A 16196-nucleotide genomic window follows, 5' to 3' on the forward strand; every position below is an offset into this window, starting at 1 on the left:
AGGGAACGTGCGACTGACCGTGCTGGGCTGCTCCGGCAGTGTGGTGGGTCCGGACTCGCCGGCATCGGGTTACCTGTTGCAGGCGCCGGACTCGCCGCCGCTGGTAATCGACTTCGGAGGTGGGGTTCTCGGCGCCCTGCAACGCCATGTCGATCCGGGCTCGGTGCATGTGCTGTTGTCGCACTTGCATGCCGACCACTGCCTGGATCTGCCCGGGCTGTTCGTCTGGCGCCGCTACCACCCGTCGGTAGCGATCAAACCGTTCGCCAAGGGCCTGCTCTATGGGCCCAGCGACACCTGGTCGCGGATGGGCGCAGCGTCATCGCCCTACGGTGGCGAGATCGACGACATCACCGACATCTTCGACGTCCGCGCCTGGGTGGACGGTGAGCCGGTCGCGTTCGGGGAACTGCGTGTGCAGCCCGGTCTGGTGTCGCATCCGACCGAGTCCTACGGGATGCGGATCACCGATCCGTCCGGCGCGTTGCTGGTCTACAGCGCGGACACCGGCTACTGCGATGCGGTGATCGAGTTGGCGCGCGGCGCCGACGTGTTCTTGTGTGAGGCGTCGTGGACCCATGAGGCCAACCGCCCGCCCAACCTGCACCTGTCGGGAACCGAGGCCGGGCGCATCGCCGCGGCCGCGGGTGTCGGACAACTGCTGCTGACGCATATCCCGCCCTGGACCTCGCGCGAGGACGTGATCGGGGAGGCCAAGGCGGAGTTCGACGGCCCGGTGCACGCCGTGGTGTGCGACGAGTCGTTCGACATCACGAAGTCGTGATCTGACCCGCTAGGGTTGTCGCGTGTCCAAACGAGAAGACGGTCGCCTCGACGACGAGCTGCGCCCGGTCGTCATCACCCGTGGTTTCACCGCCAACCCGGCCGGATCGGTTCTGGTCGAATTCGGCAACACCCGGGTCATGTGCACGGCCAGTGTCACCGAAGGTGTTCCGCGCTGGCGGAAGGGCTCCGGTCGCGGTTGGCTGACCGCCGAGTACGCCATGCTGCCCGCCGCCACCCACACCCGCTCGGATCGCGAATCGGTCAAGGGCCGCGTCGGCGGGCGCACCCAGGAGATCAGCCGGCTGGTGGGTCGCTCGCTGCGCGCCTGCATCGACCTGGCCGCGCTGGGGGAGAACACCATCGCGATCGACTGCGACGTACTGCAGGCCGACGGCGGCACCCGCACCGCGGCGATCACCGGCGCCTACGTGGCGCTCGCCGATGCGGTCACCTACCTGTCGGCCGCCGGTAGGTTGTCTGACCCCCGCCCGCTGTCGTGCGCGATCTCGGCGGTCAGCGTCGGCGTGGTCGACGGCAGGGTCCGCGTCGACCTCCCCTACGAGGAGGACTCGCGCGCCGAGGTCGACATGAACGTCGTCGCCACCGACACCGGAACACTGGTCGAGATCCAGGGCACCGGCGAGGGTGCGACGTTCCCGCGCTCGACCCTGGACAAGATGCTCGACGCGGCCCTGGCCGCCTGCGAGAAGCTGTTCGTGGTGCAGCGCGATGCGCTGGCACTGCCGTATCCGGGGGTGCTGCCGGAGGGGCCGGCGCCGAAGAAGGCGTTCGGCAGCTGACCACGTCGGTGACGCAACTGTTGGTGGCCAGCCGCAACCGCAAGAAGCTGGCCGAACTGAGCCGGGTACTGGAGCACGCCGGAGTCTCGGGCGTGCAGCTGGTTTCGCTCGATGACGTGCCACCGTATCCCGAAGCGCCGGAAACTGCCGCGACGTTCGAGGGGAACGCCCTGGCTAAAGCGCGTGACGGCTACGCGGCGACCGGATTGCCTTGCGTCGCAGATGATTCGGGCCTGACCGTCGCTGCACTCAACGGTATGCCGGGAGTGTTGTCGGCGCGCTGGTCGGGCAGTCACGGCGACGACGCGGCCAACACCGCGCTGTTGTTGGCGCAGCTGCGCGACGTGCCCGACGAGCGGCGCGGCGCGGCGTTCGTGTCCGCGTGCGCGCTGGTATGGGGTAACGGAGCCGAGCACGAGGTGGTGGTGCGCGGCGAGTGGGCGGGCAGCATCGCTGCCGAACCGCACGGCGACGGCGGGTTCGGCTACGACCCGGTGTTCGTCCCGGCGGGCACCGAGCGCACCGCCGCGCAGCTGAGCCCGGCCGAGAAGGACGCCGCGTCGCACCGCGGCCGGGCGCTGGAGTTGCTTCTGCCGGCGCTGCGTTCGCTGGGGTAACGCCGCCGCGGGGCCTGAGAGACCGTCAACCCTCTGCCGAACGTGAAGCTGCCTTCACTCTGAGTGGTCGAACGTCAAGCTAACTTCACGCTGTGCGCAGGTGCGGGGCCTCAGAGGTTGAACTGGGCCTTGATGTTTCGGGACTGAAAGTGCTCGACGATGATGCCGAGCAGGGGAATGGTCCCGGACAGCAACACCCCGATGGTCTTGCCGAGCGGCCAGCGGACCTTGACCGCCAGGTTGAAGGTGGCCAGCAGGTAGGCGAAGTACACCCAGCCGTGCACCACGCCGATCCAGGTCGGCGGATTGTCCACCTTGACCACGTAACGCACCACGATCTCGTAGCACAACGCGATCAGCCAGATACCCGTCGTCCATGCCAGCACCCGGTAGGGCAGCAGTGCGCTGCGGATCTTCTCGGCGGGAGCGGCCTGGGCGGGGGAGGAGGTCATGCGGTGTTCCTGTTCTGTCGGTCATTCTCGGAGAGCTCGGCCAGATAGGCGTTGTACTCCCGCATGGCGGGGTCATCGGTGGGGGCGGCGGACGCGGGGCGCTCCGGCAGCAGTTCAGCGGGTATCTCGGTCACCGTGTCTTCGGGGTGCAGCTCGGGCGGCTCTTCTTCGTAGCGGACGAACTTGCGGTAGGCGTACACGCAGAACCAGGCGAACAGCGGCCACTGCAGCGCGTAGCCGAGATTCTGGAAGGTGCCGTTGACCTCTTGGAACCGGCTCCACTGCCACCAGCCCAGTCCCAGGCATGCGCTGGCGGCGACGATCACCAGCACAACCAGTGCAGGTCTCCGACGCCGTGTAGTGGACACCCCATGACGGTACCGCGCCCGGTCCGGAATGCCGTCAGGACTTCGGGCCGACGAACTCGTCGAGCCGCGCGGTAGCGGCCTTCCGGTAGACGGCGATCTCATACCTGCTGTTCTGCGTCCATGGAATTCCGAGGAGATCCAGGGCAGCGCAGTACAGGCCGCGGATGTCATCGGACCGGTTGGAGAAGTGGTAGCGCACACTGCGCACGCCGCGGTCGTTGGCCACCACTCGGCAGCCGTCGCTGTCGATCAGGCCGCGGATGAACTCCTCGGTTGCCTGGTTGACCAAGGCTCGCTGCCACGGTTCCAGCCGGATCGGCCGGTGGTGCTTCTTGCCGGGACCGTGCTGCGGGAAGAGGCACGGCCAGTGCTTGGAATACAGGTAGTCCTCGGCGCAATTGTCGGAACGCGAGTACGCTGCCGCGTGCTGCCCTGGCGTAACTGCGTCGATCGTCCTCTTGCACCGCTCGATGATGTCCGGGTGCTGGGCATCGAGAGTGATTCTGAGACGCCATACTCGGCCGTACCGGGAGATGCAGCCGTCACCTAGGTAGAGGCCGAGCAGATAGCTGTAACCGTTCGGGGGCAGGCTGGCAAAGTCGTGGACGCAACGCGAGGAAGTGGAAGATTGGCGGCGCAAGACTTGCGGCCGGCATCTCCAGTCCCGAACGGTGCGTCGAGGAATAGAGGTCTGTCGTGCGATAGCACAGTCGTTGAGGCCCGCCGCGATAAGTCGCTGTACAGCGTCGAACTCCTCGGTGGGTCGCATGGTCCCGCCTTTCCGCCCGTTGTATCCCAACGTAGTTCGGAACACCGACAGATTTTTCGGTCGGCTGGCCCGGTACGATTCGTACGTCCGCGGGCGTGATGGAATTGGCAGACATGATGGCTTTAGGTGCCATTGCTCGAAAGAGCGTGAGGGTTCGAGTCCCTCCGCCCGCACAATTTCGACCCGATTTCCCCGTGTCATCAGCGCACGGCGGTGCCAGAATGGACATCGAAGTCCCCACTGGATTGGTGCAGCATCATGAACCGACGACTGGTCGCAACGGTGTTCAGTGCGGTGCTGGCGGGCGTCGTGGGGCCTGTTCCCGCGTCCTCAGCTGATCCCAGCAGTGAGGACCAGGTGTTCTTCGACGAACTGCAGCAACAGGGGCTGCACCCCGACTACGCCAAGCAGGTCTGCGGCAGTATCAAGTGTGAGCCGCTGCGCAGTCTGATGGTGCAGGAGGGCCACTCGGTCTGCGTGGCGCTGAGCGATTCGCCCCGGCTGGTGCCCGTCTCGGTCATCGCGAACCTGCAAGTCTCACCCGCCGAAGCGCACGCCATCATCAACGCGGCTCGGGATGCCTATTGCCCGCAGTTGCCGGATCCTTATCTACGTGTACCGGGGCGCTGATTCGTTCAACGCTCGGACACGGTCACGGGTATGGGCGTTTCCCCGAACGTCTCGGAGTCTCGGGCCTTGCGTGCGTAGATCACCACGCCGACAGCGGCCACCGCCCAAACGACGTACTGCAACGTCCACGCCAGCCGGAACGCCGCGAATGAATAGCCGCCAGCCGTGGCGATAACCATCCCCATCGCCTGCATGATGAGCAGGGTGGCGATGAAGCCGCCGGTGTTGACCATGCCCTGCGCGGTGCCCAGCGCGGCCGGCGGGTTGTAGGTGCGGGCGAAGTCAAAGGCCAGCATCGATACCGGCTGGCCCGCCGAGATCACCAGGATCAGTACGACCAACAACCAGTGCGGCGCGGGGTGCGGCAACGCCAACAGCACCGTCCAGGTCACCGCGATCAGCGCCATCATGGTCAGCGCCACGCGCGACCGGTGCCCCGGCCAGCGCCCCGAGATTGTTCCGACCAGCAGCCCGACCACGATGAAGGGCAGCACCGACAGCGTCAGCGCCGCACCCGCCATGCCGCGCGAAAGGCCCTGCGCGGTGGTCAGATAGGGCACCCCCCACATCAGCGCGAACACGCCGGGCGAGAACGCATTGCCCATATGAGTGAAGAAACCCGCCTTGGTCCCTGGCCGCGACCACACGGTTTTGATCTCACCGAATGCATCACGGAAGGTCCGCGCGTGTACAGCGGCCGGGGTCCCCGGCGGGGTGTCGCGGGTCACCGCGAGTGTCAAAGCACCCGCGAACAGGCCCAGTCCGGCCGCCGAGAGATAGGCAGCCGTCCAGCCGCCGTGCAGCAGAATTGCCAAGAACGGCACCGCCGAGAGGAACTGGCCGAACTGACCGCAGATACCGGTCAGCTGGGTGAGCAGTGGAACGCGCTCCGGGGCAAACCAATTAGGAAGCAGCCGGATGACCGAGATGAAGATGAACGAGTCGCCCAGGCCGATGACGCCGTACGCGCCGACCGCGGTGGGAAGCGAATGGGTCAGCGACAGCGTCAGTTGGGCGGCCGAGAGCACCAGGACGCCGGTGGTGATCATCGCCCGGGGGCCGAAGCGGTCCAACAGCACTCCGGCCGGAATCTGCATGGCGGCGTAGACGATCAACTGCACGATCACGAACGACGACAGGGTGCTCGGGCCGGCGTGGAAGCGATCGGCGGCGTCGAGGCCCGAGACTCCGAAGGTGGTTCGGTCCAGCACGGCTACCAAATAGGACAGCAGGCCGGTGCCCCACACGATCCAGGGACGCAATTGCGGCCTACCTTGTCTGTCTATTGCAGGACACGGGCTATGGTCGCACACGATTTCGGCGCGGTTTTCGCCGGTGACCGGCCAAAACCGCGCCGAAGTCTGTCCTAGTCTGTGTCGCGTGGTGATTTCACGGCGTGACGTGTTCAAACTCGCCGCGACGGTGCCCGCTGCGGCCGGGGTCTCGGCGCTGCTCGCCGCGGCAGCCGAGGCGGCGCCGCTGGGGATTCTGCTGGATTATTCGGCAGGAGTTTTGTCGGCCGCCGCGATCAAGGCGTCCGGCGCTGCGGGCGCTATCCGCTATGTGTCGGACCGTCGGCCCGGCGCTGACTGGATGCTCGGCAAGCCGATACAGCTGGCCGAGGCGCGTGACCTGCAGGAGAACGGGCTCACGCTCGTCTCCTGCTACCAGTTCGGAAAGCAGGCGACCGCAGACTGGCTGGGCGGCCAGGACGCCGGCGTGGACCACGCCAAACGTGGCGCACAGTTGCACACGGCGGCCGGCGGACCAGACGGTGCGCCGATCTACGCCTCGATCGACGACAACCCGTCCTACGAGCAGTACAAGGAGCAGGTCGCTCCTTACCTGCGGGGATGGCAGTCGGTGATCGGGCCGGAGCGCACCGGCGTCTACGCCAACTCCAAGACCATCGAGTGGGCGCTGCAGGACGGTCTGGGCTCCTGCTTCTGGCAACACAACTACGGTTCACCCGGCGGCGTCGCGCATCCAGCGGCCAACTTGCATCAGGTCGAGATCGATCGGCGCACCGTCGGCGGCGTGGGAGTGGACATTAACGAGATCCTGCAGCCGCAGTTCGGGCAGTGGGTCTGACGGCTGTCCGGTCGCCGTTATGCCAGCAAACTGGCGCCGAATGAGGCTGGGAACAGCTGGGATCGCCGCACTCGTTCGAGGTCGGAGCCTCAGGCGGCCCCAAAGCCAGTTGGCCCGGCTGATCTAAACATAACGATTCGATAACAATGCAGCCTTGATCTGCGCCGTTATGGCTACTCGACCGTAACCCCACGCATGCAGGACGTTTGTCCCGGATGCTTACGCGCGCCGTGGAGCCCCGTGATAACCGGGGCTGGGTTACCCGAGCGTAGAACTCACCAGTAACCAATTTGCTGCGGAAACGGCACAGGTTCTTATGACACTCTTACGGCTGTAGCGCGGCCGCGAACACGCGAGAACCCGCAGATGGGCCGGTGATTCCGGCAGCCGTCGATGAAGACGTGACATTAACCAGGGCAGGGGAGATACATACCGTGACGATCCACGAACACGACCGGGTTTCCGCCGAGGGGGCAGGCGCGGGGCGGTTCGCCAGTGCCTCGTCCGCTCTGGTGGATCGGTTGACGGCCGGCGAGCCGTACGCGGTCGCCTTCGGCGGACAGGGCAGTGCCTGGTTGGAGTCGCTCGAAGAGCTGGTGTCCTCGGCCGGCATCGAGACGGAGCTGGCCACGTTGGCCGGTGAGGCCGACCTGCTGCTCGAGCCGATCGCCAAGGAACTTGTCGTGGTCCGGCCCATCGGCTTCGAGCCGCTGCAATGGGTGCGGGCGCTGGCCGCCGAGGACCCGATCCCGTCGGCCAAGCAGCTGACCTCGGCCGCTGTGTCAGTGCCGGGCGTGCTGTTGACCCAGATGGCGGCGATGCGGGCGCTGGAGCGTCAGGGCCTGGATCTTTCGGCGACCCCGCCCGTCGCCGCGGCCGGGCACTCGCAGGGCATCCTGGGCGTCGAGGCGCTGAAGGCCGGCGGCGCGACCGACGTGCAGTTGCTTGCGATCGCCCAGCTGTTGGGCGCCGCCGGAACACTGGTGGCCCGCCGTCGGGGAATCTCGGTACTGGGTGACCGTCCTCCGATGGTGGCGATCAGCAATGTCGACCCGGAGCGGATCCGGCAACTGTTGGACGAGTTCACCCAGGACGTGCGCACGGTGCTTCCGCCGGTGCTGTCCATCCGCAATGGTCGCCGTGCGGTGGTCATCACCGGAACCCCCGAACAGCTGTCCCGTTTCGAGCTGTACTGCGAGCAGATCGCGGAGAAGGAGGCCGCCGAGCGCAAGAACAAGCTGCGTGGCGGCGCGGTCTTCGCTCCGGTCTTCGAGCCGGTCCAGGTCGAGGTCGGTTTCCACTCGCCGCGGCTGTCCGACGGCATCGAGATCGTTGCGCAGTGGGCCGCCAAGGTGGGCCTCGATGTCGAGTTGACCCGCCAGCTGGCCGACTCGATCCTGGTGGGTGAGGTCGACTGGGTCGACGAGGTCACCACGCTGCACGACGCGGGTGCCCGCTGGATTCTGGATCTCGGACCCGGCGACATCCTGACCCGGCTGACCGCGCCGGTGATCCGCGGCCTGGGCATCGGGATCGTGCCGGTGGCCACCCGCGGTGGTCAGCGCAACCTGTTCACGATCGGCGCCGTCCCGGAGGTCGCTCGGCCTTGGACGAGCTACGCCCCGTCGGTGGTCGCGCTGCCCGACGGCCGGGTCAAGCTCGACACCAAGTTCACCCGGCTGACCGGCCGCTCGCCGATCCTGCTGGCCGGCATGACGCCTACCACCGTCGACGCCAAGATCGTCGCCGCGGCCGCCAACGCCGGGCACTGGTCTGAGCTGGCCGGCGGTGGCCAGGTCACCGAGGAGATCTTCAACGACCGGGTTGCGGAGCTGACGACGCTGCTCGAGCCGGGTCGTACCGTTCAGTTCAACTCGCTGTTCCTGGACCCCTACCTGTGGAAGTTGCAGGTCGGCGGAAAGCGGTTGGTGCAGAAGGCGCGTCAGTCCGGCGCCCCGTTCGACGGGCTGGTGATCAGTGCCGGTATTCCCGAGCTGGAAGAGGCCGTTGAGCTGATCGCCGAGCTCAATGAATCCGGAATCAGCCACGTGGTGTTCAAGCCCGGCACCGTCGAGCAGATCCGGTCGGTGATCCGCATCGCCGCCGAGGTTCCCACCACGCCGGTGATCGCGCACGTCGAGGGCGGCCGCGCCGGCGGTCACCACTCCTGGGAGGACCTCGACGACCTGTTGTTGGCGACCTACTCCGAGCTGCGTTCGCAGCCCAACATCACCCTGTGCGTCGGCGGTGGCATCGGCACCCCAGAGCAGGCCGCGGAATACCTGTCCGGCCGGTGGTCGCAGCAGCACGGCTTCCCGCTGATGCCCGTGGACGGCATCCTGGTCGGTACCGCGGCGATGGCCACCCTGGAGGCCACCACGTCGCCGGCAGTGAAGCAGATGCTGGTCGACACCACGGGCACCGACCACTGGATCGGCGCAGGAAAAGCGCAGGGCGGCATGGCTTCCTCGCGCAGCCAGCTCGGCGCCGACATCCACGAGATCGATAACGTCGCCTCACGTTGCGGCCGGCTGCTCGACGAGGTCGCCGGTGACGGCGAGGCCGTCGCAGCGCGTCGCGACGAGATCATCGCCGCGCTCGCCGACACCGCCAAGCCCTATTTCGGTGATGTCACTGAGATGACGTACGCGCAGTGGCTGCGCCGCTATGTGGAACTGGCCATCGGTGCAGGCGACTCGACCGCGGACACCGCCTCACCGGACAGCCCGTGGTTGGCCGACACCTGGCGGGAGCGGTTCGGTTCGATGCTGCAGCGCGCCGAAGCGCGGCTCAACGAACTCGAGTCCGGCCCGATCGAGACGCTGTTCACCGATTCCGAAGGGGCACAGTCGATCCTGGAGCGCCCCGAAGAGGCCATCGCGGCTCTGCTGGCTCGCTACCCTGAGGCCGAGACGGTTCGCCTGCACCCGGCCGACGCGCCGTTTTTCACCCAGCTCTGCAAGACGCCGGGCAAGCCGGTCAACTTCGTGCCGGTGATCGACAAGGACGTTCGCCGTTGGTGGCGCAGCGATTCGCTGTGGCAGGCACACGACGCCCGCTACACGGCCGAGCAGGTCTGCATCATTCCGGGCATCACTGCCGTCGCCGGTATCACCCGGGTCGACGAGCCGGTCGGTGAGCTGCTGGACCGCTTCGAGCAGACGGCAGTCGAACAGGTGCTCGCCACCGGTGTGGAGCCCACCCCGGTCTCCGCGCGCCGTCAGGGCCGTACCGATGTCACCGGCCCGCTGGCCGTGCTGCTTGACGCCCCCGACGTGCTGTGGGCCGGTCGCACCGCCACCAACCCCGTGCACCGGATCGCCGACCCCGCCGAGTGGCAGGTGCACGAGAACCGCACCGCCACGCACCCGTCGACCGGGGCACGCCTGGAGGTCGCCTCGGAAGCCAACGTGGTGCTCAGCGTGCCGCTGTCCGGTGTCTGGATCAACATTCGCTTCACCGTCCCGGCAACGGTCGTCGACGGAGCCACCCCGCTGGTGTCCACCGAGGACGCCGCAGCCGCGATGCGCGCGGTGCTGGCCATCGCCGCCGGTGTCGACGGCCCGGAGGCCCTGCCGCCGGTGCACGACGGCACTGCCACCGTCACCGTGGCATGGAACCCCGAGCAGGTCGCCGACCACACCGGAGTGACCGCAACGTTCGGCGCACCGCTGGCGCCGGGACTGTCTACGGTCCCCGACGCACTGGTCGGGCGGTGCTGGCCGGCGGTTTTCGCCGCCATCGGCTCCGCGACCACCGATGCCGGGTTCCCGGTCGTCGAGGGCCTGCTGTCCTTGGTGCACTTGGACCACGCGGCGCATCTGCTTGCCGCGCTGCCGGCGCAACCGGCTGAATTGACCGTCACCGCAACGGCGCTGGCGGCCACCGACACCGAGGTCGGCCGCGTCGTCCCGGTGTCCGTCACGGTTGCCGCTGCCGATGGCACCGTGCTGGCCACCCTGGAGGAGCGCTTCGCGATCCGCGGGCGCACCGGCGCCGCGGAACTGGCCGACCCGGTCCGGGCCGGCGGCGCGGTCTCCGACAACGCCACGGACACTCCGCGTCGCCGTCGGCGCGACGTCACCGTGACCGCACCGGTGGACATGCGTCCGTTCGCGGCGGTCTCCGGCGACTACAACCCGATTCACACAGACCGGGCCGCGGCACTGCTGGCCGGCCTGGAATCGCCCATCGTGCACGGTATGTGGCTCTCGGCCGCGGCACAGCACGTGGTGACCGCCACCGACGGCCAGGCTCGCCCACCGGCGCGGCTGGTGGGCTGGACCGCGCGCTTCCTCGGCATGGTCAAGCCCGGCGATGACGTCGACTTCCGCGTGGACCGGGTCGGAATCGACCTGGGCGCAGAGGTTCTGGAAGTCAGCGCACGGATCGGCTCGGACCTGGTGATGTCGGCGACCGCCCGGCTGACCGCCCCCAAGACCGTCTACGCCTTCCCCGGTCAGGGCATCCAGCACAAGGGCATGGGTATGGACGTCCGGGCCCGGTCCAAGGCCGCCCGCAAGGTCTGGGACTCCGCGGACGCCTTCACCCGCGACACCCTGGGCTTCTCGGTGCTGCACGTGGTGCGTGACAACCCGACCAGCCTGATCGCCTCCGGCGTGCACTACCAGCACCCCGAGGGTGTGCTGTATCTGACGCAGTTCACCCAGGTGGCGATGGCCACTGTGGCCGCCGCGCAGGTTGCCGAGATGCGCGAGCAGGGTGCCTTCGTCGAGGGCGCGATCGCCTGTGGTCACTCCGTCGGCGAGTACACCGCGCTGGCTTGTGTCAGTGACGTCTACGAGCTGGAGGCGTTGCTGGAGGTGGTGTTCCACCGTGGCTCCAAGATGCACGACATCGTGCCGCGTGACGCCATGGGGCGGTCGAACTACCGGCTGGCCGCCATCCGGCCATCGCAGATCGACCTCGACGACGCCGACGTCACTGCGTTTGTCGCCGAGATCGCCGAGCGCACTGGGGAATTTCTGCAGATCGTCAACTTCAACCTGCGCGGCTCGCAGTACGCGATCGCCGGCACGGTGGCCGGCCTGGAGGCACTGGAGGCCGAGGTCGAGCGGCGCCGCGAGATCTCCGGTGGCAAGCGGTCATTCATCCTGGTGCCCGGGATCGATGTGCCGTTCCACTCCGAGGTGCTCCGCATCGGCGTCGATGACTTCCGGCGTTCGCTGGAGCGGGTCATGCCGCGTGACACCGACCCCGAGCTGATCGTCGGACGCTACATCCCCAACCTGGTGCCCAAGCCGTTCACCTTGGATCGAGAGTTCGTCCAAGAGATTCGTGACCTGGTGCCGGCCGAGCCGCTCGACGAGATCCTGGCCGACTACGACACCTGGCGTAACGAGAAGCCGAGCGAGCTGTGCCGCAAGATCGTGATCGAGTTGCTGGCCTGGCAGTTCGCCAGCCCGGTGCGCTGGATCGAGACCCAGGACCTGCTGTTCATCGAGCAGGCGGCCGGTGGGTTGGGCGTGGAGCGGTTTGTCGAGATCGGTGTGAAGACCGCTCCGACGGTCGCCGGGCTGGCAACGAACACGCTCAAGCTGCCCGAGTACGCCCACAGCACCGTGGAAGTGCTCAACGCCGAGCGGGACGCAGCGGTGCTGTTCGCCACCGACACCGACCCCGAGCCGGAGCCGGAGGAGGACGAGGCCCCGGCTGAGGCTTCCGCGGAAGGTGCTCCGGCCGAGGCGACCGCCCCGGCGCCCGCCGCGCCGGCTGTGCCTTCTGGGCCGACGGGTGCCCCGCGCCCCGACGACATCGCGTTCGACGCCGCCGACGCCACCTGCGCGTTGATCGCGCTGAGCGCCAAGATGCGCATCGACCAGATCGAGGCGCTGGACTCCATCGAGTCCATCACCGATGGTGCGTCCTCGCGGCGTAACCAGCTGCTGGTGGACCTGGGTTCGGAGCTGAACCTGGGCGCCATCGACGGTGCTGCCGAGGCTGACCTGTCCGGGCTGAAGTCGCAGGTGACCAAGCTGGCACGCACCTACAAGCCCTACGGCCCGGTGCTGACCGACGCGATCAACGACCAGCTCCGCACCATTCTCGGACCGTCCGGCAAGCGGCCCGGCGCCATTGCCGAGCGGGTCAAGAAGGCTTGGGAGCTCGGTGACGGCTGGGCCAAGCACGTCACTGTCGAGGTGGCGTTGGGAACCCGCGAAGGCACCAGTGTCCGGGGCGGCGCCCTGGGCGGGCTGCACGAGGGTGCGCTGGCCGACGGCGCGGCTGTCGACAAGGTCATCGATGCGGCCATTCAGGCTGTCGCCGCACGACGCGGCGTCGCGGTGAGCCTGCCGTCGGCAGGCGGTGGCGGCGGTGCGACGGTGGATGCCGCCGCGCTGGGCGAGTTCACCAGTGCGATCACCGGACGTGACGGTGTGCTCGCCTCAGCCGCCCGGTTGGTGTTGGGCCAACTCGGGTTCAGCGAAGATGTGGCCGCGGTCCCGGCGGGCGCCACCGACAGTGAGCTGATCGACCTGGTGAGCGCCGAATTGGGTTCGGACTGGCCGCGTCTGGTGGCGCCGACGTTCGACGGGCGCAAGGCGGTGCTGTTCGACGACCGTTGGGCCAGTGCTCGCGAAGACCTGGTCAAGCTGTGGCTGGTCGACGAAGGCGACATCGACGCCGACTGGCCTCGTCTCGCCGAGCGATTCGAGGGTGCCGGCCACGTGGTCGCGACCCAGGCGTCCTGGTGGCAGGCCCGGTCGCTGGCCTCCGGCCGGCAGATTCACGGCTCGTTGTACGCGCGGATCGCCGCCGGTGCGGAGAACCCGGGCCGTGGCCGCTACAGCGACGAGGTGGCGGTGGTGACCGGTGCCTCCAAGGGCTCGATCGCGGCGTCGGTGGTCGGGCAGCTGCTCGACGGCGGTGCGACCGTCATCGCCACCACGTCTCGACTTGACGATGAGCGGCTGAGCTTCTACCGCAACCTTTACCGCGACCACGCTCGGTTCGGTGCGGCGCTGTGGGTGGTGCCCGCCAACATGGCCTCCTACGCCGACATCGATGCGCTGGTTGAGTGGGTCGGTACTGAGCAGACCGAAAGCCTTGGCCCGCAGTCGATTCACCTCAAGGATGCGCAGACTCCGACGCTGCTGTTCCCGTTCGCGGCTCCGCGAGTCACCGGCGATCTGTCGGAGGCCGGTGCGCGCGCCGAGATGGAGATGAAGGTGCTGCTGTGGGCAGTGCAGCGGCTTATCGGCGGCCTGTCGAAGATCGGCGCCGAACGTGACATCGCCTCCCGGCTGCACGTGGTGCTGCCCGGCTCGCCCAACCGCGGCATGTTCGGCGGTGACGGCGCCTACGGCGAGGCCAAGGCTTCGCTGGACGCGCTGGTGTCGCGCTGGAAGGCCGAGTCCTCGTGGGCATCTCGGGTCAGCCTCGCGCACGCCCTGATCGGTTGGACCCGCGGCACCGGGTTGATGGGTCACAACGACGTCATCGTCGATGCGGTCGAGGAGGCCGGTGTCACCACCTACTCGACCGAGCAGATGGCGGCCATGCTGCTCGGCCTGTGCAATGTCGAGTCCAAGGTGGCTGCGGCCAACACACCGATCGAGGCTGACCTGACCGGTGGCCTGGCCGAGGCGAACCTGGACATGGCCGAGCTGGCCGCCCGGGCTCGCGAGGAGATGACATCCGACGCGGCAGCCGACGAGGACGCCGAGGATGCCGGCAACACCATTGCGGCCCTGCCGAGCCCGCCGCGTGGCCACACCCCGGCCCCGCCGCCGGTCTGGGACGACCTCGACGTCGACCCGGCCGATCTGGTGGTTATCGTCGGTGGCGCCGAGCTGGGCCCGCTCGGGTCGTCGCGCACCCGCTTCGAGATGGAGGTTGCCGGCGAGCTGTCGGCCGCCGGGGTGCTGGAGTTGGCCTGGACCACCGGGCTGGTCAAGTGGGAGGACGACCCGACCCCGGGTTGGTATGACACCGCGACCGGTGAGCTGGTCGACGAGGCCGAACTGGTGGAGCGCTACCACGACGCCGTGGTGGAACGAGTCGGTGTGCGCGAGTTCGTCGATGACGGCGCGATCGACCCCGACCACGCCTCGCCGCTGTTGGTCAGTGTGTTCCTGGACAAGGACTTCTCGTTCGTGGTCTCCAGCGAGGCCGACGCGCGGGCGTTCGTCGAGTTCGACCCCGAGCACACTGTGGTGCGCCCGGTGCCGGACTCCTCGGACTGGCAGGTGATCCGCAAGGCGGGCACCGAGATTCGGGTTCCGCGCAAGAGCAAGCTGTCGCGCACTGTGGGTGCTCAGATCCCGACCGGGTTCGACCCGACGGTGTGGGGGATCAGCCAGGACATGGCCACCTCCATTGACCGGGTGGCGCTGTGGAACATCGTCGCGACCGTCGATGCGTTCCTGTCGGCGGGCTTCACCCCGACCGAGTTGCTGCGCTGGGTGCACCCGTCGCTGGTTGCCAGCACGCAGGGCACCGGCATGGGCGGCATGACCTCGATGCAGACCATGTACCACGGCAACCTGCTCGGTCGGGCCAAGCCGAACGACATCCTGCAGGAAGTGCTGCCCAATGTCGTTGCCGCGCACGTGGTCCAGAGCTACGTCGGTTCCTACGGCTCGATGATCCACCCGGTGGCGGCGTGTGCCACGGCGGCGGTCTCGGTCGAGGAGGGCGTCGACAAGATCCGGCTGGGCAAGGCCGAGCTGGTGGTCACCGGCGGCTACGACGACCTGACCCTGGAGGCCATCATCGGCTTCGGTGACATGGCGGCTACCGCCGACACCGAGATGATGCGGGCCAAGGGCATCAGCGACTCGAAGTTCTCCCGCGCCAACGACCGGCGGCGGCTGGGCTTCGTCGAGGCCCAGGGCGGTGGCACCATTCTGCTGGCCCGCGGCGACCTGGCCGCCAAGATGGGCCTGCCGGTCCTGGCGGTGGTGGCCTACGCGCAGAGCTTCGCCGACGGCGTGCACACCTCGATCCCGGCTCCTGGCCTGGGTGCCCTGGGCGCGGGTCGGGGCGGCAAGGACTCGATGCTGGCCCGTTCGCTGGCCAAGCTGGGTGTGGGCGCTGATGACATCGCGGTGGTCTCCAAGCACGACACCTCGACGCTGGCGAATGACCCCAACGAGACCGAGCTGCACGAGCGGCTGGCCGACTCGCTGGGCCGCTCCGACGGTGCGCCCCTGTTCGTGATCAGCCAGAAGAGCCTCACCGGGCACGCCAAGGGCGGCGCGGCGGTCTTCCAGATGATGGGCCTGTGCCAGGTGCTGCGGGACGGGGTCATCCCGCCCAACCGCAGCCTGGACTGTGTCGACGACGAGCTGGCGACCGCCGGCCACCTGGTGTGGGTGCGCGAGACGCTGGAGCTGGGGGAGAAGTTCCCGCTCAAGGCCGGGTTGGTCACCAGCCTGGGCTTCGGCCACGTGTCCGGTCTGGTCGCGCTGGTGCACCCGGCGGCCTTCCTGGCCGCGCTGGACCCGAGTCAGCGCGCGACGTACGAGGAGCAGGCCAGCTCCCGGGTGCTGGCCGGTCAGCGGCGCCTCGCCTCGGCGATCGCCGGGGGCACGCCGATGTACGAGCGGCCCGCCGACCGGCGGTTCGACCACGACACGTCGGAGAAGCGCCAAGAGTCGGCGATGCTGCTCAACCCGGCGGCACGGCTGGGCGACGGCGATGTTTACATCGGCTGAGCA

Annotated in this window: 10 protein-coding genes and 1 tRNA gene; 7 read left to right on the forward strand and 4 right to left on the reverse strand. The window is 68.1% G+C overall.

The features are described from left to right. Positions 1-7 precede the first annotated feature (7 nt). Genes ACKY0W_RS06980 through ACKY0W_RS06990 form a run of 3 tightly spaced genes read left to right on the forward strand, consistent with a single transcriptional unit; the run spans position 8 to position 2203 of the window. Positions 8-784 carry a cyclic nucleotide-degrading phosphodiesterase gene (locus tag ACKY0W_RS06980; protein WP_409436951.1) on the forward strand — a complete coding sequence of 259 codons (777 nt, stop codon included), beginning with the start codon at positions 8-10 and terminating at the stop codon, positions 782-784. 22 nt (positions 785-806) lie between these two features. Beyond that, positions 807-1586 carry a ribonuclease PH gene (gene rph / locus ACKY0W_RS06985; RefSeq protein WP_409436952.1) on the forward strand — a complete coding sequence of 260 codons (780 nt, stop codon included), beginning with the start codon at positions 807-809 and terminating at the stop codon, positions 1584-1586. Positions 1587-1594: 8 nt separating this feature from the next. Beyond that, positions 1595-2203: a non-canonical purine NTP pyrophosphatase gene (locus ACKY0W_RS06990; RefSeq protein ID WP_409436953.1), complete on the forward strand. Its 609-nt coding sequence runs from the start codon at positions 1595-1597 to the stop codon at positions 2201-2203. Positions 2204-2313: 110 nt separating this feature from the next. Here ACKY0W_RS06990 and ACKY0W_RS06995 read toward each other — a convergent pair whose 3' ends face one another. Genes ACKY0W_RS06995 through ACKY0W_RS07005 form a run of 3 tightly spaced genes read right to left on the reverse strand, consistent with a single transcriptional unit; the run spans position 2314 to position 3663 of the window. Beyond that, positions 2314-2655: a DUF3817 domain-containing protein gene (locus ACKY0W_RS06995; protein ID WP_409436954.1), complete on the reverse strand. Its 342-nt coding sequence runs from the start codon at positions 2653-2655 to the stop codon at positions 2314-2316. Then, positions 2652-3023, reverse strand: a complete 372-nt coding sequence (locus tag ACKY0W_RS07000; protein WP_409436955.1) for a hypothetical protein — start codon at positions 3021-3023, stop codon at positions 2652-2654. Before ACKY0W_RS07000 ends, ACKY0W_RS06995 begins: the two co-directional genes overlap by 4 nt. Positions 3024-3057: 34 nt before the next feature. Beyond that, complete coding sequence (locus ACKY0W_RS07005; RefSeq protein WP_409436956.1) at positions 3058-3663, reverse strand: hypothetical protein; 606 nt, start codon at positions 3661-3663, stop codon at positions 3058-3060. Between the two features lie 218 nt (positions 3664-3881). On the opposite strand from ACKY0W_RS07005, the gene ACKY0W_RS07010 reads away from it, so the two are divergent. Both ACKY0W_RS07010 and ACKY0W_RS07015 read left to right on the forward strand, forming a co-directional pair. Next, positions 3882-3965: transfer RNA gene (locus tag ACKY0W_RS07010), tRNA-Leu, on the forward strand. A gap of 85 nt (positions 3966-4050) precedes the next feature. Next, positions 4051-4422, forward strand: a complete 372-nt coding sequence (locus ACKY0W_RS07015; RefSeq protein ID WP_064890255.1) for a DUF732 domain-containing protein — start codon at positions 4051-4053, stop codon at positions 4420-4422. 5 nt (positions 4423-4427) lie between these two features. Here the strand turns inward: ACKY0W_RS07015 and ACKY0W_RS07020 are convergent, their stop codons facing one another. Continuing rightward, on the reverse strand, positions 4428-5684 hold the full coding sequence (locus tag ACKY0W_RS07020) for an MFS transporter (protein WP_409436957.1): 1257 nt from the start codon (positions 5682-5684) through the stop codon (positions 4428-4430). Between the two features lie 118 nt (positions 5685-5802). Between ACKY0W_RS07020 and ACKY0W_RS07025 the strand changes: the two genes are divergently transcribed. After that, positions 5803-6513, forward strand: a complete 711-nt coding sequence (locus ACKY0W_RS07025) for a DUF1906 domain-containing protein (protein WP_409436958.1) — start codon at positions 5803-5805, stop codon at positions 6511-6513. A gap of 434 nt (positions 6514-6947) precedes the next feature. Beyond that, positions 6948-16193 (forward strand): fatty acid synthase subunit beta domain-containing protein, encoded by a 9246-nt coding sequence (locus ACKY0W_RS07030; RefSeq protein WP_409436959.1) that lies wholly within the window; start codon positions 6948-6950, stop codon positions 16191-16193. Positions 16194-16196: the final 3 nt, after the last annotated feature.

Origin of the sequence: Mycobacterium sp. SMC-14 (genome assembly GCF_046250075.1) — a bacterium.
GTDB lineage: Bacteria > Actinomycetota > Actinomycetes > Mycobacteriales > Mycobacteriaceae > Mycobacterium.